Below are 22,935 nucleotides of genomic sequence, written 5' to 3' on the forward strand. Positions count from 1 at the left end.
CATCTTATACTTACCAACAAGGTCCAGATGGAAAGATGTATGCCATTGGTGGTGAAGTTTCCATCTCTACTCCAGCTGCATCAACTCCAGAAGAAGCCATAACAAACGCGAGACAAGTTATGGCTTCGGCAATGGCCGCGGGTAGTCCATCCCCACAAGATTTTGCAGTAGCTTCAAGTGCTAGAGTTATGGAAATGAAGGCCATGCAACAACTAGCAAAAGAAACAGCAGAAGAGAGCTTAGGGAAAGAAACCTATGCATCCTTAGCTCAAGATGAAGAACAAAAATCCAAACCTTTTAGTATTTCAGCCTAAGAAATTAACTCTAACTTTTTTAAACGCGACATCTTTTTTATCTCATACTCGCGTTTAGAAGCAGTACTTCTGTTTAAAGACTCTTCACTATAAACTAGATTTACAGGTCTTCTTTGTTTCGTATATTTTGCACCTTTTTCTGAGTTGCTATGCTCATCAATCCTGCGTTTTATATCTGTAGTGATTCCGGTGTATAAAGTGTCATCACTACACCTTAGTATATAAACATAGTACTTTGACATTTAAATGTTTAGGCTAAAATTTTACTAATAATTTCAAATGAGTTTTTAGATAAATCTTTAACTGCCATAATCTTTTCTAACTCTTTTTTCATAAGATTTTTATTAATAGGATTCATTTTATTATAAATTTTAAATGCCCCACAAAGTCCTGAGGCCATTTGAGGGTTTATCTCATCGATAACTATAATCTTCGAAGCTACGAAAGCATAACCATGTCCATCTTTAGCATGAAAGTGTTTATAGTTTCTTGCAAATACACCAATAAGTGAACGCACTAAATTTGGCACTTTCTCATCATACACAGGATCATTTTGTAGAGCCATTACTCGATCTATAGTACCCTTTCTCTCTGATGCTGAAAGTAATGAAAAGTACTTATTCATAACTAATGTTTGCTCTTTATACTTCATATAAAAATCTTTAAACGCAGGCTCAGACAACTCAGGATGAGTGTTTTCTAAAATATCTAGTGCTACAACTCTATCTGACATACTTATAGACTCTTCGTATTGTGCCTTTGCCATCTCTGAGATCACTTCATTATCAAGTGCTGAGAGTATATGTAAAACACGATTTTTCAAAGAACGCTTTGACATACTAAGACTATCAATCTGTGTTGATTTTGGTTCATGTAACTCTGTATACAGCTCTAAAAGTTTTACTTCATACTTCTGTGCTAAATGTTTACAAAGTCTCTCTTTAGCCTTATATATTGGCTCAAAATCCACCTCATCTTGACGCTGCATTAAAGTTGAGACTGAAGGAAGTTCTAAAAGGAGTGCCTTATAAGACAACTCTACCTCAGATTCAAGTAAGTGACCATAAGCATCAGTAAACTCAGGGTTTATATCTTTTCCTTGCATCATTTCTTCTAGTGTTTCTATAGCAAAGCTTTGTGCTGCTTCATGCTTCACAAAACTATCACTGTCGTGCTTCATTAAAAAAGAAAAATCTTTTGTTTCTTGTTCTATGATGATGGGAGCACTAAACCCTCTGTTAATAGATAAAGTTGGTTTATTTTTCAAACCTTTAAAAGTGAAGACTTCATTTTCTTTACTTACAAGTAACATTTTTTCTAGTTCTTGTGTACCATCTTGGTTAAGTAGTCCTATGCTTAAAGGGTAAAAGTAAGCCTCTTGCTTTACACCACCTACTGCGTTTGGAACAATTTGTGTCAACTTGAGGCTATAAATGCCATCAGAGAAATTTTCAGCTACTTGTAACCTTGGAGTCCCACTTTGATGGTACCAAGCTTTAAACACAGTCAAATCAATTCCTGAGGCAGTGCTCATAGCCCATAAAAAGTCATCAGTAGTTACAGCTTGTCCGTCAAAGGTCTCGAAGTATAAATCCGTTGCTTTTCTATATGTCTTTTCACCTAAAAGTGTATGTATCATTCTTATAATCTCAGCACCTTTTTCATAAACGGTTGCCGTGTAAAAGTTATTCATAGATATATAAGATTTTGGTTGGATAGGATGAGCTGTTGGTGAAGCATCTTCTACAAATTGACGTTCACGAAGAGATTTTACATCTTCTATGCGTTGTACTTCACTAGAGTTTAAGTCAGCTGAGAAGCACTGATCTCTAAATACTGTTAAACCCTCTTTGAGAGTGAGTTGAAACCAGTCACGACATGTTATACGATTTCCCGTCCAGTTATGAAAATACTCATGAGCGATAACAGACTGAATTCCCATAAAGTTAGCATCACTTGCGGTATCTGTATCTGCTAAAACATAGGCGGAGTTAAAGATATTTAAACCCTTATTCTCCATAGCACCCATGTTAAAACTATCGACGGCAACAATGTTGAAAATTTCTAAGTCGTATTCTCTTCCATATTTTTCTTCATCCCAAGTCATTGACTGCTTAAGGGACTCCATTGCATGAAAACATTTAGACTCATTTCCTTTGTCACAGTAAATGTTTAACTCTATCTTTTCTCCACTCGCAGTTATAAACTCATCATTTATACTTCCAAGGTCTCCTGCAACAAGAGCAAAAAGGTACGATGGTTTTTTATGTGGATCTACCCAAGTTCTACTATGGCTTTTATCAGAACCCTCTGTGTATTGTGCCTTATTTCCATTACTTAAAAGTACTGGGTATTTTTCTTTATCTGCCACGACAGTAGTCGTAAAAACGCTCATAACATCAGGACGGTCAAGGTATGGAGTTATACTACGAAAACCTTCCGGTTCATTTTGTGTACAAAAGATGGGACCAGACTTATAAAGCCCTTCAAGTTCTGTGTTTTTTTGTGGATAGATTCTATTGATTATTTTAAGAGTAAACTCATTAGGAACATTTAGAATAGTCAAACTATCTTCAACAACTATGTAACGACTCTCACCAATTTGCAGATTATTTATATACACTTCTACTAGCTCTAACTCTTTAGTATCTAGTCTTAAATTATTTTCACTTGTTTCTTCTTTAGTCATTTTCATGACATTAGTCACTAAAGTCTCTTCTTCAAAGAGTTCAAATGTTAAATTAACACTCTTTATACTAAACAAAGGTTTATCATAATCTTTTAAATATATAGCTTTCATTTCACTCATCAATTGTCCCACACTTTATAGAATTATTTTTTATTCTATTATTATATCCTCATTCCATCCAAAGGAGTTAAACATCATCTTAAATGTCTCATCAAATTTTGCTTTAAAACTTATATACTCATTTGTGTATGGATGTTTTATCTCTAAACAAGATGCATGAAGCAATAGCCTATGTATATTGTACTTTTCTCTTACAAATATATTATGCTCCCCTCTTCCATACTTTGTATCACCCAAAAGATGATGATTTATATGCTTCATATGACGACGGAGTTGATGTTTTCTACCAGTTTTGGGTTTAAGTTGTATGAGGGAGTACCTTACTGTGTCATAACGACCAACACTTGCAATTAACTCTACTCTAGCTAAGCATTTAAATGCAGTTATTGCAACTTGAGATTCTTTGTCTTTTGAACAGTCTTTATCACTAATTTTGTCTAGTTTTATACTAAGAGCATGGTCTACAATACCCTCATCTTCAATATATCCACGTCCAACTGCGATATATGTCTTTTGAATAGTATGTGAAGAAAACTGCTCGCTCATAAGTTTTGCAGTATGAGAGTCAAGTGCAAAGAGTAATACACCAGAAGTGGGTTTATCTAAACGATGAACGGGATATACCCATTTTTTTATCTGTTTACTCAGTATTTTCATTGCAAAGTATACTTCATGCTTGTCTATCATTGACTTGTGAACTAAAAGTCCACTTGGCTTATTTATAGCTACAAGATACTCATCTTGATAAAGTATTTCTATCTCATAATCTTCATAATCTTCATAATCTTTAAGCATAAGTCATTCTAGCTTAACTTTCTTACCTAAACCCAAGTAATTCTTGAGTTATGCTTCGTAGTATAGCAATTATAAGTAATGTAGGAGCCTTTTTTTTCATTGAGTTGTAAGCAAGGATTAGCAAGGTGTTTTAAGTACTCATGTTATTAATTAAGTCTAAAATTATAAGATTATATGTTATAGTTATCTTAAATTTTATTAACTTATAGCTAGTATAATAAAAAACTCATTGAGGTGAATAATGGAAAATCTAAAAGAAATTGAAAGTGTAGTTATAAGGTTTTCAGGAGACTCTGGGGACGGAATGCAACTTACAGGGACACAGTTTTCAAATACTTCAGCAATGATGGGAAATGATATAGCAACTTTCCCTGATTACCCAGCGGAGATAAGAGCACCTAAAGGAACGGTTGCAGGTGTCTCTGGGTATCAGATTCATTTTGGGTCGCAAGAGATATTTACACCTGGCGATGAAGCTGATATGCTTGTCGCTTTTAACCCCGCAGCACTTAAAGTCAATCTAAAAGAACTTAAAAAAGGAGGAACTATCCTTCTTAACTCAGATGCATTTAGTGATAGTAAAATTGCAAAAGCTGGTTATGAAAGTAATCCTCTTGAAAATGGAGATCTTGAAGGTTATCAACTTATAAAAGTACCTATTGATTCTCAAACACTTGAAGCACTAAAAGATATTGATTTAGATACAAAAAGTAAAAAACGTTGTAAGAACTTTTATGCACTTGGAATGACATACTTTTTATACCATAGAGAAATGGAGACAACATTAAAGTGGATTAATTTGAAGTTTAGTGATAATCCAGCATTACTAAAAGCTAACCTAGCAGCGATGAAGGCTGGTTCACACTTTGCTGATACTATTGAAACTGTTGTCTCTACCTATAAAGTATCTAGTGCAAAAGTTGAGCCTGGAAAATATAGACAAGTTAATGGTAACACCTCTACTGCATGGGGATTTATTAGAGCTTCACAAGCTGCTGGACTTCCATTGTTTCTTGGAAGTTATCCAATTACTCCAGCCTCAGATATTCTACATGAACTATCAAAATACAAAGAATTTGGAATTAAGACCTTTCAAGCGGAAGATGAAATTGCTGCCATCTGTACGGCGATAGGTGCGGGAGTCAGTGGTTCACTGGCTATCACCACTTCTTCTGGACCAGGAATCGCACTTAAAGGCGAGGCTATTGGTCTAGCAATAAGTTATGAAATGCCTCTGGTTATAGTTAATGTTCAGCGTGGTGGTCCTTCTACTGGACTTCCCACTAAGACAGAACAATCAGATCTTTTCCAAGCCCTCTATGGAAGAAATGGTGATTCTCCTCTCATTATAGTAGCTGCTTCGAGACCAAATGACTGTTTTCATATGGCTTATGAAGCTAGTCGTTTAGCACTTGAGCATATGACTCCAGTCATGCTCCTAAGTGATGGTTATGTAGCAAATGGGACAGAACCATGGAAAATCCCTGATGTCGATGCTCTTTACTCCACAATAAATCATAAAATGCTTGATCCAGAGCAAGTTGATAAAAATAACTGGAGTTGGATAAAGAGAGACCCACAAACACTTGTTAGAGATTGGGCTATCCCGGGTATGGCAGGTCTTGAGCACAGAGTCGGCGGACTAGAAAAAGACTTTGATACAGGTAATATATCTTATGACCCTGCCAATCATCAGAGAATGTGTACAATAAGACAAGAAAAAGTAGATAAAGTGGCTGACAACATACCTTTACAGGAAGTAGAAGGTGATGAAAGTGGTGATCTTCTTGTTATCTCATGGGGCGGTACATACGGCTCTATAGAGATGGCAGTAAGAGGACTCCAAAAAGAGGGTAAAAAAGTTTCTCTCATGCATTTACAGTATATAAATCCTATGCCAAAGAATGTCGGTAATGTCATAAAAAACTTTAAAAAGGTCATTGTTCCAGAATTAAATATGGGACAAATGGTACATGTCATTAATGCAAAATTTGGATGTAATGCTATTGCATACAATAAAGTTGAAGGCTTGCCTTTCAAAATTTCAGAGCTTAAAGAAGCTTTTATTAATGCATTAAGTGAGGCTTAAAATGACTGAAAATAATGATTTGGAATATAAGAAAAAAGACTTTTCCAGTAATCAAGAAGTAAAATGGTGCCCGGGTTGTGGAGATTATGCAATTCTTTCGGCTATGCAAGTTGCCTTGACTAAGATTGGCAGAAAAAAAGAAGATATAGTATTTATTTCAGGAATTGGTTGTTCTTCAAGATTTCCATACTACCTAGATACATATGGATACCATACAATCCACGGGAGGGCTACTGCTATTGGCTCTGGCGTTAAAACAGCAAATCCTGATTTAAGTGTGTGGGTTATCACTGGTGATGGCGATGGTTTATCTATTGGTGGTAATCATCTTATACATGCGATACGAAGAAATATTGATATGAATATCATTTTGTTTAACAACGAAATTTATGGTTTAACAAAAGGACAATACTCTCCGACAACTAAACAGGGTCATGTAACAAAATCTACACCTTACGGCTCTTTAGATAGGCCCTTTAGCCCTGCTAAACTTGCTTTTGGTGCTAGTGCGACATTTATAGCTCGTACCCTAGACACTGACTCAAAGCATATGGAACAGGTAATGCTAGAAGCTGAAAACCATAGAGGAACATCTTTTGTTGAAGTGTATCAAAACTGCCTAATATTTAATGATGGCTGTCATGCTGAGTATACCGATAAAAATAGTCGAGGAGATCATTCCGTTATACTTACTCATGGCGAGCCAATTATCTTTGGCAATGAACTTAAAAAAGGAATTATCCTTGATGGTCTGAGCTTAAAAATTGTCGAACTTGGAGAGACGTATACTCAAGCAAACTGCCTAGTTCATGACAAAAAAAACGAAATGTTAGCTTCTCTACTTGTGTCCATGGATGCTGATCCAGAAATGCCTAAATTATTTGGTGTATTGTATGAGGTTAAAGATGTCATTTATAACGACCAAGTGACTGAGCAAATCGCCCATGTTAAAGCAAAAAAAGGAGAAGGGGACTTTAATAAACTACTGTACTCTGGCGATACATGGGAAATTAAATAGGATAATTACTCTACATGGATTTTCTATATTTATGACTTCCATGTAGCATAACAAGTTTCTAACAGTTAAGGTGTATTTTTAGGGATTCATTATAATGTAAAAAATCCCTTCAGCCTAATCACGTTTTGTAGTTTTTCTCTTCTTCTTAGTTACTTTCATCTGTTTTCTTGATTCTGGCATACCCGAAGTATTTTTAGAGTATTGACGCTCTTTTTTATCTGATGCTTTTTTATGTTCAGCCTTGAGTTTTACTTCATTAACATCTTTTCTTCGTATAGTTGGATCTGGTTCAAAACCTTCAACCGTTTCTTGAGGTATTTTTAGACCTATGAGCTTTTCTATATCTTTCATTTCATACTTTTCATAGATGTCTATGAGACTGATAGCCTCACCTTGACGCCCAGCTCTTCCAGTACGACCAACACGATGTATGTAGTCTTCAGGAACTGAAGGTAATTCATAGTTTATAACATACGGAAGATGCTCAATGTCTAGTCCACGAGATGCTATGTCAGTCGCTACTAAAACCCTAAAAGCTCCCTCTTTGAACTGTGTTAATGTTTTAAGACGATTTGCTTTTGTCTTATCTCCATGAAGTACACCACATTTTAAGCCATCTTTTTTTAGCTCTATAAATAGTTTATCCGCACTTGCTTTTGTTCTTGTAAATACTAAAACTTGTGGATAATTGCGAGAGCCTATAATATAAGCTAAAAGTTCTGCCTTACGCACAGAATCTACTAGATATGCTGTTTGATTAATAGTATCAACCGTAGTGTTTTTCTTTGCAGTTTCAATAAACGCCGGTTTATTAAGTATGAGCTTTGAGAGTTTTCTAACTTTTTCAGAAAAGGTAGCAGAAAATAGAAGTGATTGATGGCGCTTAGGAAGTAAGGGATGTATTGTTTTAATATCTTTAGTAAATCCCATATCCAACATTCTATCTGCTTCATCAAGTACAAATATCTCTACATCTTTTAATGAAAGACCATTTTCACATAACTCCATAAGACGACCAGGAGTGGCTATAACCACTTCCACTCCCTCTTTAAGTTTTGTTTTTTGAGTCTCTAAATCTTTGCCACCAACAAGTATCATAATGTTTACAGGAAGGTTTTTAGCATAATGTTGTAAATCTTCATATATTTGGATAGAGAGTTCTCGTGTTGGAGAAAGTATAACCGCTCTCACACCTTTACTCTCATCTTTTTTTCTAAGTCTCTGTAACAGAGGTAGACCAAATGCAGCCGTTTTTCCAGTTCCAGTCTGAGCTGTTGCAAAAATATCACTTTTTGCCAAGACTAAAGGAATAGCTTTTATTTGTACTGGTGTTGGAGTTTCATAGCCCATAATTTTTATCGCTTCAAGTAAAGGCTTGAATATTCCTAGTTTTTCAAATGACATTTTTCTCACCCTATATATTATTATTTGGAATTTTACCATATATATACTTCTATATGATATAATAAATAAAACTACAGCTACAAAAAAGCTATAAAAACAGATAGGAGCATAATTGTATGGGCTTAGAAAAACGATATCTTGAAAAAATTCTCTCTATTGGTTCATCATCAATAGACAACGAATCCACACGGCTTAAAAAAATATCTATAAATGTAGTTTCACTTATCATAGGTCCTGTAGGGTTTTTTTGGGCAGTTATTCTCTATCTGTTAGAGCATCCTATCTCTGCACTTATTCCTATGATATATACTATTGGTTCTATTATTTTACTCATAATATTCCACAAAAATAAAAATCTTTTTATGATGCAGACAGGTCAAATGACCCTTATCTTATTACTTCCTTTTTTACTAACATGGTCACTCGGTGGTTTAGCCTTGAGTAGTTTTATTTTTATGTGGGCCTTTTTTGCACCTGTTATCTCTCTAATTCATGAGAAAGATTCAAAACAATCATATTGGCTTTACTCTTTCATATTTCTTTTAATATTTTCAGCGATAATTGATCAAAGAATGATAGTACTGCAAACAAATCCACTTTCACAGACAATGGTTGGAGTCTTTTTTATTTTAAATATCTCTGTCGCTCTATCCGCTCTCTACTTTCTTATAAAATACTTCATCAACAAAACAGATAAAAATGCAAATACTAAGCTTAGTATAAAAGATGATGCTTTAGTAAATAATACTAAGAACCTCCATAATACTATCTCTTATTTAGAAAGCTATAAAAATAATATTGATAATAATCTGATTGTTACTAAAACTGACCTTGATGGGATAATTACCTTTGCAAATGACAACTTTTATAAAATGACAGGATACTCCGCGTCAGAAGTTATAGGCTCTAAGCACAATATTAACAGACACCCTGACACAAGCACTAAAGTTTTTAAAGACTTATGGCAAACCATTTTATCTAAAAAAACTTGGCATGGTACACTTAGAAACAGAAAGAAGGATGGTTCTGACTACTGGATTGATACGACGATTTCACCTATACTAAATAAAGATAATGAGATTGTAGAGTTCATTGCTATTAGACATAACATAACAGAACTAATTGAACATCAAGGTGAATTAGAAAAGCTTCTATATACTGATGCACTTACCTCTCTTAGTAATAGAAATGCTTTACTAAAAGAGTTAGAAAGTCAAAATAAATTTTCCCTTATTCTTATAGATATTGATAGTTTTAGCCATATAAATCATCTCTATGGAGAAGATTTTGGAAATAAAGTGCTCATTAGATTTACTGAATTTCTAGCTATTCATACTTATGATAAGGTAGTCTATAAAATTTACCGACTTGCTGCTGACCAATTTGCTATACTATCTAAAGAAAAAGACCCTCAAATAATCCAAAAGTATTCTAAAAAGCTTTTAGAGAAGAACAACTCTAATACTATTGTCATAGGTGAACAAGACATTTCACTTAGTCTAACACTTGCATTATCAATACGGGAAAATAATTTACTTCTTTCTACTGCGAACATGGCACTTCTTGCAGCAAGAAAATATTCAAAAAATGTAATGATATATACAGATCAACTTTCATTAAGTGATCAGTACAAAAATAATTTAAAATGGATAAAAGAGATAAAAGAAGCGATTAAAGAAGATAGAATAACTATGTACTTTCAGCCTATTATTGACAATATGCAAAAGGGGGCTAAGAAGTATGAAACACTAATTAGACTTATAAAAAAAGATGGAGAAGTTGTTACACCCTTCTACTTCTTGGAAATAGCAAAAAAATCAAAACTTTATACAAATCTCTCTAAGATAGTTGTCAAAAAAAGTTTTGAAGCCTTTAAAAATAATGATTATGAATTTTCTATCAATCTTACTATCGACGATATATTAGATCAAGAGTTTTACACTTATCTTGTCTCTATTTTAGAAGAATATAATATTTCAGACAGAGTTATATTTGAAATTGTCGAGAGTGAGGATATAAAAGATTTTGATGAAGTAGAAAACTTTATAACTAAAATTAAAGCATATGGCTGTAGGATCTCAATCGATGACTTTGGTACAGGTTACTCGAATTTTGAACATCTCATGCGTCTCCAAGCAGATTTTATAAAAATTGATGGAAGCATCATTAAAAAGATTGTTAAAGATAAACGCTCAGCTCTCATTACCTCAGTTATTGTCGCGTTTGCAAAAGGGATGAATATTCAAACTATTGGCGAGTTTGTTGAAACAAAAGAGATAAATGACAAACTAATAGAACTCGGTGTAGATAAATCCCAAGGTTATTTCTTTGATAAACCTAAAGCCACTTTATGATTAGAAAAGCTCTAAAAAAAACTTCTAAAAGTGAAAAACTAAAAGCTATTATAAAAAAGTCGAAGATACCAGCTGAGTTTTTAGCTACAAATAGAAAGATGACTTCTCGTGGTGTTTTAATTGGGATATTTATAGCATTTGTTCCTATGCCTATGCAAATGGCAGCAGTCTTACTTTTTATGCCTCTACTGCGTTTTAATGTCCCTATTGCTCTAGCTATGTGTTGGCTTAGTAATCCTTTAACAATGCCACCAATGTACTATATGGAATACTTAACCGGTGCCTATCTTCTTGGTTCAGAAGTTGCTCCAGTTGAAATGACTTTAGAATGGTTCAGTGAGAATATCGATAATATTTTCATCCCTCTATATCTAGGTACTTCGATATACTCTGTTTTTGGTTCATTAATTGCATATTGGGGAGTGAATCACTTCTGGAGAAAATCAGTTCATCATGCTAAAAAAAAGCATAGACATCACAGATAATTCTTTAGCTTTTTTTCTGTCTTTTTCGTAAACTCAAAAAAATCAGAACAGCGCCTAAAAGTAAAAATGGAAGGCTTAACATCTGTCCTGTACTTATTAGTATTTCGCTAGAGTAAGCTGCTTGTTTTACTTTCACAAACTCTACTAAAAAACGTACTGAAAATATAAGTATCAAAAATGTACCAAATATGAAACCATTATTTAACACATGGAGTTTTATCCTATAAAGAAGTGTGAGAATAATAAATATACCAAGATAAGAAAGAGACTCATACAACTGTGCTGGATGTCTTGATAAATCATCTACTCTTGTAAAAACTATAGCCCATGGAAGATCAGAAGGTGTTCCTATAATCTCAGAGTTCATAAAGTTCCCAAGACGAACAAAGAAACCAAAAAGTGCGGTAGGAATAGCTACTCTATCCAAAATCCAAAGATAATTTAGCTTATACTTTTTAACATAAAAATATAATGCTAGTAAAACACCTGTGCCACCACCATGAGAAGCAAGTCCACCTTCCCAAACAGCAAAAATCTTCATCGGGTTAGCTAAATAATATGCTGGGTCATAAAAAAGACAGTGTCCAAGTCTAGCCCCAATAACGATACCTATAACTATATAAATAAACATTGACTCTAGCATAGCTTCATCTTTACCCTCAACAGAGTAAACCCACTTCATATATTGCAATCCAGATAGAGTGGCTATTGCAAAAAATATGCCATACCAAAAGACCCGCAAAGGACCAAAAGAAAATGCAATAGGATCTAAACTCCAGATAAAGTGCTCCATCTATTCTCTCAAAGCATCAGCAATCAGTTCAATAGGGTTTTTAAACACAGTTTGAACTCCTGCAAGACCCATAGAGTTATTTATCTGCATACGGCAAGCCGAACACTCAGCACTTACTATCTGTGCACCAGTATTTTTTATCATTGCAGCTTTTGGAACTCCGGCCGCTTTAGCAAAATGATACTTCTCAGTTTGCATTGTTACACCACCAAAACCACAACAAGCATTAGAATCACTCATTTCTACTATTTTATAGTTCTGACTTACAAGATTACGAGGTTCTGCATGAATACCTTGCATCTTCTTTGCATGACATGGATCATGGTAAGTAACAACTTCTGGAGCTTGTTTTTTTGTTGCTAAGAGTGCTTCAAGTTCAGTGTTGTGTTGCAACCACTCGGTAGCCATAGAAACCTTAGCCATAATTGCTTTAGCTCGTGCTTTCCATTCTGGCTGGTCATGAAAATAATGTTCATAGTCTATTTTGAGCATTGCCGAACAAGTAGCTTCAGGGACGATAATAGCTTCTACATCTTCAGCGAAACTCTCAAAGTACTCAATGTTAAACTTCGCGTTAGAATCAACCGTGTCAAAATCTCCAGTAAAATATGCAGGAGCAGAACAGCACTTTTGAGACTTTGCTAAAAATACATCTATTTCTAAAGCTTCTAGTATCTCTAGCAATGAATCTCCAGTAACTCTAAAGTTATAGTTTGCTAAACATCCTATAAATATAGCCACCTTGCGTTTAGAGCCATTGTCTATGTTTTCAGGATGAGCGTTCAAAAATGATGTTTTTTTCAAACTAGGGAATACTCTATCTGTTTTTAGCATTGGTAAATTAAAACGCGAGCTCATTAAGTTTGTATCTGCTTTAATTTTAAATCCACATGTTTGAAAGACCCAACCGAGCTTAAATGCCAAGTCATTTAACCAACGATGACGAAGAAGTAAAAAGAAGGCTCTTTTATACCAAGCTATACCAAATTTCTTCGCGATATCGGATCGTACTTGTTCTATAATCATATCGGTAGGTAAATCTTTAGGACACACCTCAACACAATTTGTACATAAAAAACATGTCTCAAATATATCTTTTGCTGTCTTATCAAGTTCCAGGTTTCCACGTTTATAAGCACCTAAAAGGTCAATAAATCCACGAGGAGAAGTAACCTCATCTGGATTTACGATATGAATGGTACATACTGGTATACACTTTCCACACTTTACACAATCATCTTGAATTTCATCAAAACTAAAAATATCTTCTAAATTTTTTTCCATTTTTGTACCGTTTTTAAATTTTTAACTATTCTAATACTTATTGCGATTATCTCTAAAAAGTGTTAAAAAGCTAATTAAGTTAAATATGTAATCCCATTTTCATACCTTTTATCCATTCCTCTGGTAAATCTATTCCTTCTTTAATACCTAGTATCATGGCTACAATCATTCCGCGTGCTGAACTATCACCACCAGCTTTAGCATTTTCTATCATTAATGTTTTAAAGTCTTTATTTTGTAATAGCAAGTAAATTACACAAGCAAATCCACCATCTATGCCACAAGCTGGACCAAAATCTCTAATAGTATCGAAGCTATTAGAGCCTTTTTTTACAATTGCATCGTCTATCCATTTACTCAGTAATGGATACTTAGGCTTAAGTTCGTTTATTAAAGTGACAGTATCATCATTTGTCTGTGACATCCAAAGTATTTTTGCAAAAAAATCACTAGCATTTAATGCCAGCTCAGAGTTATGAGTTATGCTTACAAAATCAGCTACATTTTTCAGGAACGCTTCTTCGGATTTACTACATAGAAGAAGTGGAGCTATTCTTCCACAAATACTTAAATCACCTGAAGATGCACCGATATTTTCCATAGACTCTCTACTTGAACCATCTATATAACCTTCATACTTAGACATTTTTTCTTTCCAAAAGTCATAATAAGCTTCTTTATTGAAACTACCATTTTTTGTAATAAACTCAAGTAAAAAAAGTGTTTGGTCTCCATAGTGTGTGAAATCTCCCAACTCCTTTCCTTTGTGCCATAAAGATTGTGGAGTATTGAGTGTCTCCCAGTTTATATCTAACTTCGCAAGTTCTTTATCATCATAAACCCAATGAGCTCCAAGAGAATATGTATCACAAACGAAACTGCTTTGAATTGACTTTTTAATATTTGTATTCATGGTTAATCCTTTATATATTAGATTGTAGCTAAGGAAATTTAGTTCATTGTTGGAATATTACTTCATTTTCTCACTTAAAATAATTCTAAGCATTCTCATAAATTAAAATCAGTTCACTATCCTCTGTTGCTATAAACATTAAATTATTATCTCTAATCAGGTCACCTTCTTTGACACTTACTCCACTTAAAAGCCCTGCTCCTTTGGTGATGTAAGCCATAAATTTTCCACCATGTGCAATATCTGCACCAGCTTGAAGTACACCTACTTCCATAACAGTGCTGTTGTCAAATGTTTCATCTTGCTCAGATGAGCCACCATATATACGAGTCATACCCTCTTTTGGTTCATACAGTTTGTAGTCTGCTTTTTGATTTGCTACTTGAGGTTTAACCCAAAGCTGAATCATTCTATTTTCTGTATCATCAGGATTTATCTCATTATGTGAGAATCCTTCACCACCAGCCCTCTGAACTTGAGCATGATGTGACTCCATCATCTGCCCATCTTCCAGTGAACCCGCATGCTGTATTCGACCACTCATCATTACAGAAATAACATCTATTTCTCTATGGTCATGCATATTTGTTTGTCCATGAGGCATAAAGGAAGCATCTGCAAGATAAACAAAGTTTCCCAGTCCATCCCAAGCACCACTATCTTTATGAGCTCCAAATATAGAAGAATCCGTCACTAAACGATGTTCTTTAAGTCCAGCGAATCCACCTCTTTGTAAAGAGTCTCTATGTAATATTTTTATGATAAATCCTTTTTGCTAACTTAATTAACGATTTAATTCTCAAATGTTCCAGCTAGTTTTTGATACACAATAGAACTCTCTAGTAACTCGGTATGTGTTCCAGTCGCTACAATAGCACCCTTTTGCAGAACAAGAATTTTGTCCGCATCTTCAATTGTACTTAATCTATGAGCAATTGTAATCGTGATTTTATCTTTAGTGTAAATATGTAAGGCTTCTTGTATACGTTTCTCACTCTCATTATCTAGAGCAGATGTCGCTTCATCAAAAAGCAAGAGAGAAGAGTGCTTATAAATAGCACGAGCTATTGCTACACGTTGTCGTTGTCCACCGGAGAGGTTTGCTCCAAATTCTTCCATTTGAGTATATATACCCTCTGCTAATGAGCTTACAAATGCACTAGCATCTGCTAAACGCAGAGCTTCATGAACTTTTTCTTCATTTATATCTTGTCCATAAGCAACATTTGCCGCAAGTGTGTCTTGAAATATATATATTCTTTGCGATACAAGAGAGATGTGATGCTTTAAAGAGACTTGTTCAAACTCTTTAATATCTACACCATTTACACTAACCACACCACTATCAGGATCGTAAAAACGCAGGAGCATATTTATAAAAGTAGACTTACCTCCTCCACTATCTCCTACTAGTGCAATATTTTCACCTTTTTTTATAGAGAGGTTTACACTGTTTAATGCAAATGCATCTTCATATTTAAGAGTTACATTATTAAATTCTACACTCGAAATATCATTGTCTAAAGATTTTTTTCCATCTACTGTCCGACTTTGTGTGTCAAATATCTCAAAAACTCTCTCACTAGCAGCTACTGCATCTTGAATTTTAGAGTAGATAGAACCGATACGGCGGATAGGTTGAAAGACAAGTCCTACTGCTGTTAAAAATGCAGTGAATTCTCCCACACTCATTTTGCCATCGTACACTTCCCTTCCACCTACAAAGATAACAGCAGCTAGTCCTAGTGCTCCAATAATCTCCATAAAAGGAGAGACTATCTCACCTACATAAACAGACTTCATATTTATCTTAAAAAACTGCCAGTTTTGCTTTGAAAAACGTTTCAGTTCGTATTTTTCCGTTGCGTTTGCTTTGATAATTTCGCTATTGTTAAAGACTTCAGTAAGTCGAGTTACAACATCCGCATTTTTAGATTGTGAACGGTGCGAATATTTTTTAAGTTTTCTTGCAATGAGAACCAATGGGTAAATCACTAAAGGCATTACAACCAAAGCATAAAAAGAGAGAGTAGCATTGAGGTAAATTACATAACCCACTAAAGCAATTACGGTTAAAGACTCACGAAACAGTTCGGGAAGCATACTTGAAACAAAATACTGAATTCTGTTTATATCGTTTGTCACTCTCGAAATTAATTCTCCACTGCGATTAAGATATAAAAAAGTCATATCAAGCCCTATTATCTTCTCTAAAAGAAGTTCACGGAACCTTGTAACTATATGTTGCCCTATATAGCTCATGTATACAGACTGAACATATCTCCCTATCGCTTTGAAAAAGTAAATACCTACTAATCCCAAAGGAATATAATAAAGCATTTCCTCTTTTTTAGATATAAAAAGGTCATCCATTAGAGGTTTCATTATATGCGCTGTTGCAGTAGTTGCAGATACTGTTAAAAGTATCCCGAGTAAAACAAGTAGATATTGTAATTTATACTCTTTTATGTAGGGAAGATAGCGTTTAAAAATCTTTTTCATATTTACCAATTTTAATTTATTTTCTATAATTTTATCTAAAATCTATTAAAAATGTATTTTTACAATTAACTTTACCTCTAGTTAATCCATATAACAAGCTATTTTAGGTAGTCTATGTCAATTAATTCTTTCAAGGAATCCTTAAATGTCTTTTCCCATCATCATAGCAAATCGTTTTGCTAAAATAATTGGTACACTTGTAAAAACACTTTCATATCCTTTTCATTTTGTGTTTCCAAAAATGCGTTTTACAATACCTATAAAAAGCAATCCAATAATCAAGTCAAAAAGAGACACTCAGATTCCAAAGAGAATATGGCAAACAAACTATACTAATAAAGTAAGTCTTCCAGTATACATTAACTACTTATATAACCGTTTAATGTCTTTAGATTACGAGTATAATTATGTTAGTACTGAAGATCGCATTATATTCATAGATGAAAATGCTTCAAAAGAGTTGTCAGAAGCTTATCAACAACTCACAGATGGAGCATCACAAGCAGACTTTTGGAGAATTTTCACTCTTAACTTTTATGGTGGTATTTATATGGACATCGATGCTCATTTGGTATGGCCACTTTCTAAGATTATAGAAGACAACAATGAAGTATTTTTACTGACTAAAAAGCACTATTCAAACTATTTTATAGCCAGTAGAAAAGATAGCCCAATATTAGAAAAAGCTTTAGACATTATGTTGGAAAATATTAAAAATAAGAATATAGAGGGTGGAGTTTATCAGCTTACTGGTCCAACTGTATTAAATACAGCCATTGGAGGGATAGAAGTACATAACAGACTATATAAATACACTTGTATACAAGGTAGTTTTACTAATGAGCGCTTTCAATACATTGATAAGCCTAGAGGCAAATGGATTCATGCAAAAAGAGAAGATCTTCTAAAGAAATAATAGGTCTTTATCCTAGTAAATCATTTTTTACTAAGTTACAACAATTTAATGTAGATTCTTTTTTATAAAATGTATCAATATTATCTGATGAACCTCCCATTATATAATTAAAATTACACCCCAAATTCACCCCTCATAAATCTCCACTTTTATGATATAGTTTTCAACTATCCTGACACAGGGGAATAGTAATCCTAAGAAGCTTTGCTATTAATTTGTATAAGATATTTTTAAATGCTAATAGAGATAAAAAGTTCTCCCAACAGGTAAAACTACAATGGCTGACATTAAAAGAAATTGCCTATATCGTGATGATTTTACTGCTGGTTTACTTGAACAAGAAGGTGTTTAAGGTTTCTAGTATTTTTCATCGGATTTACCTAAAGAATTTTTGGGACATTCAAAGTTTAAGGAAAAAATGGGGGAAAATGAATATCATCAAGCGAAATAACGTACATGTTCAAGGAAATAAAGGCCCAGTAATTCTCTATGCCCATGGTTTTGGCTGTAACCAAAAGATGTGGGATCGAATTACACCCGCATTCAATTCCACTCACCGCCAAGTCTTATTTGATTATGTTGACAGTGGACAATCTGATATAGCGTCATTTGATAAAAAAAGATATTCTAGTTTACAAGGATATGCACAGGATATTCTCGATGTTTGTGATGCACTTGATATCCAAAATGGCATAATATTTGTGGGGCATTCAGTCAGTTGCAGTGCAGGCCTAATCGCATCCATCGCACGTCCTGAACTGTTTGAGTGCATGGTTCTCATAGGCCCCTCCCCTTGTTTTTCAAATCATTATCCTGAGTATTTAGGTGGTTTTGAGCATGAAGACTTAGAGGGACTGCTCTCTTTAATGGATCAAAACTATATAGGTTGGGCTAACTATTTGGCTCCTGTGGTATCGGGGGAAGGAGGAGGAGAAGCAGTATCACGCGAACTGTCTGAGAGTTTTTGCTCCACTGACCCACATGTAGCACAAGTTTTTGCTAAAACCACTTTTTTTTCCGACAATCGTACCGACTTACCATTGGTTACTTGTCCTTCTCTGATTCTTCAACACAATAGAGATACCTTAGCACCACTAGAGGTTGGCGATTATTTACATAAAGAATTGAAAAATAGTACACTTAAAGTACTGGATGTGGCTGGTCATTGTGGGCATATGAGTCATCCAGAGTTAGTTATAGAAGCTATGCTGGAATATTTCGATACTTCTTGTTTAAGGTTACAAGGTAAATAATTTATATGGATTCTTTGATTAATCATCTACCTTGCCCTATTTTAGTTACAAATGCCATAGGGCATATACTCACAACCAATACAAATTTGTTACAGTTAGTGGGAGGCACTTCTGAACAATGAGGGTAGACTCTACAATACTAACAACAAAATCAAGATTAGAATTAACTCTGTATATGAATAAGTGGGCCTGAAATTTACCCTCAACTTAGTATCTTTTTTAAAGAAATTATGTCAAAATACACTAACTGATTTAGGAATACTAGGTGGGTTTACACTCTCTTCTTAGTTTAGCTACTGTAAAATCTCATAAACCTTATTTTCACTTTTCATTTCTATGCTAAATTCTACTCGTCTCGCCTTATCTTTCTCTTTTAACTTAGAGAATGCCATTCCATTTGCTCTGAAATTCTTCTGGAGCCAAGTTCTATTTTCTTTTATCGTTTCATCTTCTAAAGAGTAGCAGAAAGAGAGAACTTCATATGCCCTACTTTGTGAAAGTTGCATATTTTTCAGATATATATCTTTTTCTGATAAAATACTTCCCCACTTGTCTGAGGTATGCCCTTCAACACGAAGTTCTTTTATTTCATCTTTGTATTCTTTTGAAGTTAAGATTTTCATATATCTCGAGAAGAATTGCCCTAATATATTTTTAAACTCATCTTTCATATCACTTTTACTTACTTCAAACAGGACATCAGGAGAGTTAAATGAGATTTTATTGTCTTTGGTGATAGTAGCATCCCAAGTTTGCAGATCATTTTCAAACTCTGCATATAAAGCTTCATTTAAATTTGCTTTAGTGTCTCGGTATGAGATTGCGATGTCTTTCATCTTTTGTTTTTCGGACTCGACCTCTATCATAAAACTTATGGCTATAAACAAAAAAACTAACATCAGACCCGACATCATGTCCGATATGCTCATCCATTCATGATTATTTGTTTTCAGTATTGCCCTTTAGTGTTTGAGTGATTGAGAGTATTGTGGCTACACCCATACCGACTATTGATGTGAAAAATGCTGTTTTTAGTCCTACTAAGATTTCATTAACACTGTTTACAATGTCAGCAGGATTAAAACCTTGCAAACCTATAAATATTCCCACAAATGTCCCAAGTACACCAACACTCACGATTTGACCTTTGAAATCTTTACCTGTTTTAACGTCAAGAAAAGCGAGTATGGAAATAATTATGACAAATATAATATTAATTGGGTCAAATAAAACATCGGTAAATTCAGACAATGATAGTGCTTCTTTCTCTTTAACAATCGAACAAATCCCAAGAGTAAGTTCAGTGCTGTTCTCAGAGATGATTTGTTTACTGATCCCCTCAACTCTAGCCAATTCACTTATACTTTTAAAGCATAGGTTTTCGTTTCTATAGTTTATGATTTTTTTAGCTTTTGCTTTACCTATGCCGTTTAACTCTAAAAGCTCTTTTGTTGTTGCATTATTTAAGTCTACAAGTGAAAAGAGGCTTGAGACAGTTAGTAAAATAAGAAAAATGAATTTTAAAATAGTTGTATCCTTATCAGTTACTTATTCTGCTTCTCGTAAAAGTAATTAGTCGCTTCTACAAATCCATCAACACTACCACAGTCAAACCTTTTACCATCAAACTTATATGCGAGGACTTTACCCTGTTTAGCTAAAGTTAAAAGTGCGTCAGTTATCTGAATCTCTCCACCTTTTCCCGGTGGTGTTTGTTCAATGACGTCAAATATTTCTGGTGTTAGAATGTATCTACCTATGATTGCTAAGTTAGATGGGGCATCTTTAGGATCTGGTTTTTCTACCATGTTATTTACTTTAAAAAGATTAGATTCTATCTCTTCTCCAGCGATTACACCATATTTGTTTGTATGCTCTTTAGGTATCTCTTCAATGGCCACTATACAACAGTCAGGGTGTTTTTCATATATCTCTGTCATTTGAGTAAGAACTGCCTTGCTGTCGTTGTCACATAAATCATCCGCAAGGATTACGGCAAATGGTTCATCTCCTATAAGAGTCTTTCCAGTGAGAATTGCATGACCAAGACCTTTCATCTCTACCTGTCTTGTGTAAGAAAATGTACACTTATTTATAACGCTTCTAATTTCTGTAAGATAGTGCTCTTTTGGTGTATCTTTGATTTGATGTTCAAGTTCATAAGAGATGTCAAAATGATCTTCTATGCTGCGTTTACCACGTCCAGTAACTATAGCCATAGTACTCATTCCAGCTTCTATGGCTTCTTCAATGCCATACTGAAGTAGTGGTTTAGTAAGTACGGGTAACATCTCTTTAGGGATTGCTTTAGTAGCAGGTAAGAATCTTGTTCCGTAACCTGCAGCTGGGAATAGGCACTTTTTTATCTGTTTTGTCATTTATTTGTATCCAATTATATTATTAATATTTATAAGTAATTCTATCTAAAAAATTCTTAAATAGTTAAAGTCCAGGGGCTTTCCACATACTCGTTGTAATGTTTTCATCTACAAGTTTTAACTGTACTTCATAAGCTCTCTGCCACTTCAGTTTTATCGCGTCATAAAGTTTTTTATTTTCCATGTTTGGTTCATAAATTTTATCCCACTCTACCCACTTTTGTGAGGCTTCTTCTAAACTCGAGTAAATTCCACAGCCAACACTAGCAGCCATAGCGGCACCTAAAGCGGTTGCTTCTTTAACCACAGGTACCTTTACTCTGTATCCTGTAACATCAGAAAGTATCTGGCACCATAAAGTACCCTTACTCGCTCCACCCGCAAAGACGACTTCTTCTATCTCTACAGCACTAAATTTTTTAATATTTTCTAGGTTTATACTTGAAACTATGGCTGCGTTTTCTTGTAGACTTCTAAACATAGAAGCACGATTACAAACTTCTGGATCTATAGAAAGATTTAAAAAGCTCGGTGCCCCGTGGTACCACTTAGCATACTTCATTGAGTCTGAAAATATTGGCATTATGCCATGAGAACCAACTGGAACTTTCGAGGCTTTTTCTTCTAGAATAGCATATACATCTATGCCTCGCTCTTTTGCTTCAAGTTTTTCCATATCGCAAAATGCATCTCGAAACCATCGCATAACAAGCCCTGAAAAAAATGTTATTCCCTCAGCTTGTGAGAGTCCATTCACAACATGAGGGTTTACTCTTATACTCATGTCTTTTGGTACTTCTGTCTCACTTGGTATATTTACAACCTGTTGCCAAAACGAGCCACCAAGAACTGCAACTTGACCAGCCTTTACAACACCAAGCCCAGCAGCACCAAGCTGAACATCTCCACCACCCATAACAACTTGAGTCTTTTCATTTAGACCTGTTTCTTTTGCGGCTTTTGTCGTTACATATCCCATAGGGGTTCCAACTTCTAAAACAGGAGGAAAAATGTTGTCTTTTAACCCTACTTTAGTAGCCATACCTTTTACCCAGTCGCGTTTACTTAGGCTAAATATACCTGTAGTTCCACCATTACTCGGGTCACTTGCAATCACTCCACTCAATCGTGCTAGGATCCAGTCACCTATCATAGAAATACTTGCAACTTTTTCATAGATTTCTGGTCTATTTTTCTTTAACCACATCAAACGCGGCAGTGCTCCAAGAGCAAATGTTTGTCCACTCATTTGATAAAACTCTTCTTCTATACCTTCGAAGTTCGCTTTTAACTCTTTTACTTCTGCGCTAGCTCTCGCATCTACGTTTGCAACACCCCAAAGTTCGTTACCATCTTTATCATAAAGAACAATACCTTCTCTCATACTTGTTGCACTTAGAGCTAAAATATCTACTGCATTTATGCCTGCATTGAGTATAGATTTTTTAACACACTCACAAACTAGAGTCCAGTTCTTAGAAAAATCAAAACTCATAGAGTTTGGGATGCCTTCTTCTTCTAAATGTGTCCACTCTTGTTGCGCTACACCGAGTTGATTACCTTTGGTATCAAAGATTACAGCTCTTACACTGCCTGTACCTGCATCAATTGCCATTACATAAGACATC

20 protein-coding genes are annotated in these 22,935 nt (G+C 34.6%); 7 read left to right on the forward strand and 13 right to left on the reverse strand.

Annotated features, from left to right (window positions below):
• Window positions 1-314, forward strand: a 314-nt coding sequence (locus HOG88_RS02610) for a putative metalloprotease CJM1_0395 family protein (protein WP_295002839.1), incomplete at its 5' end; no start/stop codon positions are given.
• On the opposite strand, the gene HOG88_RS02615 is transcribed toward HOG88_RS02610, so the two are convergent.
• The 3 genes from HOG88_RS02615 to truC are packed head-to-tail and all read right to left on the reverse strand — an operon-like array spanning window position 311 to window position 3,918.
• A complete protein-coding gene (locus HOG88_RS02615; protein WP_295002841.1) occupies window positions 311-556 on the reverse strand; it encodes a GIY-YIG nuclease family protein in 246 nt (81 codons plus the stop codon). The two genes, HOG88_RS02610 and HOG88_RS02615, sit on opposite strands and share 4 nt — an antisense overlap.
• A gap of 8 nt (window positions 557-564) precedes the next feature.
• The gene (pepN, locus tag HOG88_RS02620) at window positions 565-3,123 is read right to left on the reverse strand and encodes an aminopeptidase N (protein WP_295002843.1); all 2,559 of its coding nucleotides are present in this window, start codon (window positions 3,121-3,123) and stop codon (window positions 565-567) included.
• A gap of 30 nt (window positions 3,124-3,153) precedes the next feature.
• Entirely contained in the window at window positions 3,154-3,918 is a 765-nt protein-coding gene (gene truC, locus HOG88_RS02625; RefSeq protein ID WP_295002845.1) for a tRNA pseudouridine(65) synthase TruC, read from the reverse strand.
• A 241-nt stretch (window positions 3,919-4,159) separates the two neighbouring features.
• On the opposite strand from truC, the gene HOG88_RS02630 reads away from it, so the two are divergent.
• Both HOG88_RS02630 and HOG88_RS02635 read left to right on the forward strand, forming a co-directional pair.
• Window positions 4,160-6,007 carry a 2-oxoacid:acceptor oxidoreductase subunit alpha gene (locus tag HOG88_RS02630; RefSeq protein WP_295002846.1) on the forward strand — a complete coding sequence of 616 codons (1,848 nt, stop codon included), beginning with the start codon at window positions 4,160-4,162 and terminating at the stop codon, window positions 6,005-6,007.
• Window position 6,008: 1 nt separating this feature from the next.
• On the forward strand, window positions 6,009-7,025 hold the full coding sequence (locus HOG88_RS02635; RefSeq protein ID WP_295002849.1) for a 2-oxoacid:ferredoxin oxidoreductase subunit beta: 1,017 nt from the start codon (window positions 6,009-6,011) through the stop codon (window positions 7,023-7,025).
• A 114-nt stretch (window positions 7,026-7,139) separates the two neighbouring features.
• On the opposite strand, the gene HOG88_RS02640 is transcribed toward HOG88_RS02635, so the two are convergent.
• Window positions 7,140-8,429, reverse strand: coding sequence for a DEAD/DEAH box helicase (locus HOG88_RS02640; protein ID WP_295002851.1), 1,290 nt, complete (start codon window positions 8,427-8,429; stop codon window positions 7,140-7,142).
• 116 nt (window positions 8,430-8,545) lie between these two features.
• Between HOG88_RS02640 and HOG88_RS02645 the strand changes: the two genes are divergently transcribed.
• Window positions 8,546-10,783, forward strand: coding sequence for a GGDEF domain-containing phosphodiesterase (locus tag HOG88_RS02645; RefSeq protein WP_295002853.1), 2,238 nt, complete (start codon window positions 8,546-8,548; stop codon window positions 10,781-10,783).
• Window positions 10,780-11,268, forward strand: coding sequence for a DUF2062 domain-containing protein (locus HOG88_RS02650; protein WP_295002855.1), 489 nt, complete (start codon window positions 10,780-10,782; stop codon window positions 11,266-11,268). Before HOG88_RS02645 ends, HOG88_RS02650 begins: the two co-directional genes overlap by 4 nt.
• Before the next feature lie 4 nt (window positions 11,269-11,272).
• Here the strand turns inward: HOG88_RS02650 and lgt are convergent, their stop codons facing one another.
• The 5 genes from lgt to HOG88_RS02675 form a co-directional block, all read right to left on the reverse strand.
• Entirely contained in the window at window positions 11,273-12,061 is a 789-nt protein-coding gene (lgt, locus tag HOG88_RS02655; protein WP_295002859.1) for a prolipoprotein diacylglyceryl transferase, read from the reverse strand.
• Window positions 12,062-13,345 (reverse strand): (Fe-S)-binding protein, encoded by a 1,284-nt coding sequence (locus HOG88_RS02660; protein WP_295002861.1) that lies wholly within the window; start codon window positions 13,343-13,345, stop codon window positions 12,062-12,064.
• Between the two features lie 79 nt (window positions 13,346-13,424).
• Entirely contained in the window at window positions 13,425-14,258 is an 834-nt protein-coding gene (locus HOG88_RS02665) for an ADP-ribosylglycohydrolase family protein (protein ID WP_295002863.1), read from the reverse strand.
• A gap of 85 nt (window positions 14,259-14,343) precedes the next feature.
• Window positions 14,344-14,952 carry a pirin family protein gene (locus HOG88_RS02670; protein ID WP_295002865.1) on the reverse strand — a complete coding sequence of 203 codons (609 nt, stop codon included), beginning with the start codon at window positions 14,950-14,952 and terminating at the stop codon, window positions 14,344-14,346.
• 98 nt (window positions 14,953-15,050) lie between these two features.
• Entirely contained in the window at window positions 15,051-16,760 is a 1,710-nt protein-coding gene (locus HOG88_RS02675; protein ID WP_295002867.1) for an ABC transporter transmembrane domain-containing protein, read from the reverse strand.
• Between the two features lie 145 nt (window positions 16,761-16,905).
• On the opposite strand from HOG88_RS02675, the gene HOG88_RS02680 reads away from it, so the two are divergent.
• Both HOG88_RS02680 and HOG88_RS02685 read left to right on the forward strand, forming a co-directional pair.
• Window positions 16,906-17,676: a glycosyltransferase family 32 protein gene (locus HOG88_RS02680; RefSeq protein WP_295002869.1), complete on the forward strand. Its 771-nt coding sequence runs from the start codon at window positions 16,906-16,908 to the stop codon at window positions 17,674-17,676.
• Between the two features lie 215 nt (window positions 17,677-17,891).
• On the forward strand, window positions 17,892-18,929 hold the full coding sequence (locus HOG88_RS02685; protein WP_295002871.1) for an alpha/beta hydrolase: 1,038 nt from the start codon (window positions 17,892-17,894) through the stop codon (window positions 18,927-18,929).
• A 293-nt stretch (window positions 18,930-19,222) separates the two neighbouring features.
• Here the strand turns inward: HOG88_RS02685 and HOG88_RS02690 are convergent, their stop codons facing one another.
• The 4 genes from HOG88_RS02690 to lsrK form a co-directional block, all read right to left on the reverse strand.
• Entirely contained in the window at window positions 19,223-19,858 is a 636-nt protein-coding gene (locus HOG88_RS02690; RefSeq protein ID WP_295002873.1) for an OmpA family protein, read from the reverse strand.
• Window positions 19,859-19,868: 10 nt separating this feature from the next.
• Window positions 19,869-20,456, reverse strand: coding sequence for a helix-hairpin-helix domain-containing protein (locus HOG88_RS02695; RefSeq protein ID WP_367234425.1), 588 nt, complete (start codon window positions 20,454-20,456; stop codon window positions 19,869-19,871).
• Between the two features lie 17 nt (window positions 20,457-20,473).
• Window positions 20,474-21,307 carry a UTP--glucose-1-phosphate uridylyltransferase GalU gene (galU, locus tag HOG88_RS02700; protein WP_295002875.1) on the reverse strand — a complete coding sequence of 278 codons (834 nt, stop codon included), beginning with the start codon at window positions 21,305-21,307 and terminating at the stop codon, window positions 20,474-20,476.
• A 64-nt stretch (window positions 21,308-21,371) separates the two neighbouring features.
• On the reverse strand, window positions 21,372-22,934 hold the full coding sequence (gene lsrK / locus HOG88_RS02705) for an autoinducer-2 kinase (RefSeq protein ID WP_295002877.1): 1,563 nt from the start codon (window positions 22,932-22,934) through the stop codon (window positions 21,372-21,374).
• Window position 22,935 lies beyond the last annotated feature (1 nt).

The sequence above is a fragment of the Sulfurimonas sp. genome (assembly GCF_018698455.1).
GTDB lineage: Bacteria > Campylobacterota > Campylobacteria > Campylobacterales > Sulfurimonadaceae > Sulfurimonas.

Bases quoted from the DNA above. Each gene is read 5' to 3' on its own strand.
- HOG88_RS02615 (WP_295002841.1), bottom strand. From the start codon at position 556: ATGTCAAAGTACTATGTTTATATACTAAGGTGTAGTGATGACACTTTA.
- pepN (WP_295002843.1), bottom strand. From the start codon at position 3,123: ATGAGTGAAATGAAAGCTATATATTTAAAAGATTATGATAAACCTTTG.
- truC (WP_295002845.1), bottom strand. From the start codon at position 3,918: ATGCTTAAAGATTATGAAGATTATGAAGATTATGAGATAGAAATACTT.
- HOG88_RS02630 (WP_295002846.1), top strand. From the start codon at position 4,160: ATGGAAAATCTAAAAGAAATTGAAAGTGTAGTTATAAGGTTTTCAGGA.
- HOG88_RS02635 (WP_295002849.1), top strand. From the start codon at position 6,009: ATGACTGAAAATAATGATTTGGAATATAAGAAAAAAGACTTTTCCAGT.
- HOG88_RS02640 (WP_295002851.1), bottom strand. From the start codon at position 8,429: ATGTCATTTGAAAAACTAGGAATATTCAAGCCTTTACTTGAAGCGATA.
- HOG88_RS02645 (WP_295002853.1), top strand. From the start codon at position 8,546: ATGGGCTTAGAAAAACGATATCTTGAAAAAATTCTCTCTATTGGTTCA.
- HOG88_RS02650 (WP_295002855.1), top strand. From the start codon at position 10,780: ATGATTAGAAAAGCTCTAAAAAAAACTTCTAAAAGTGAAAAACTAAAA.
- lgt (WP_295002859.1), bottom strand. From the start codon at position 12,061: ATGGAGCACTTTATCTGGAGTTTAGATCCTATTGCATTTTCTTTTGGT.
- HOG88_RS02660 (WP_295002861.1), bottom strand. From the start codon at position 13,345: ATGGAAAAAAATTTAGAAGATATTTTTAGTTTTGATGAAATTCAAGAT.
- HOG88_RS02665 (WP_295002863.1), bottom strand. From the start codon at position 14,258: ATGAATACAAATATTAAAAAGTCAATTCAAAGCAGTTTCGTTTGTGAT.
- HOG88_RS02675 (WP_295002867.1), bottom strand. From the start codon at position 16,760: ATGAAAAAGATTTTTAAACGCTATCTTCCCTACATAAAAGAGTATAAA.
- HOG88_RS02680 (WP_295002869.1), top strand. From the start codon at position 16,906: ATGTCTTTTCCCATCATCATAGCAAATCGTTTTGCTAAAATAATTGGT.
- HOG88_RS02690 (WP_295002873.1), bottom strand. From the start codon at position 19,858: ATGAGCATATCGGACATGATGTCGGGTCTGATGTTAGTTTTTTTGTTT.
- galU (WP_295002875.1), bottom strand. From the start codon at position 21,307: ATGACAAAACAGATAAAAAAGTGCCTATTCCCAGCTGCAGGTTACGGA.
- lsrK (WP_295002877.1), bottom strand. From the start codon at position 22,934: ATGTCTTATGTAATGGCAATTGATGCAGGTACAGGCAGTGTAAGAGCT.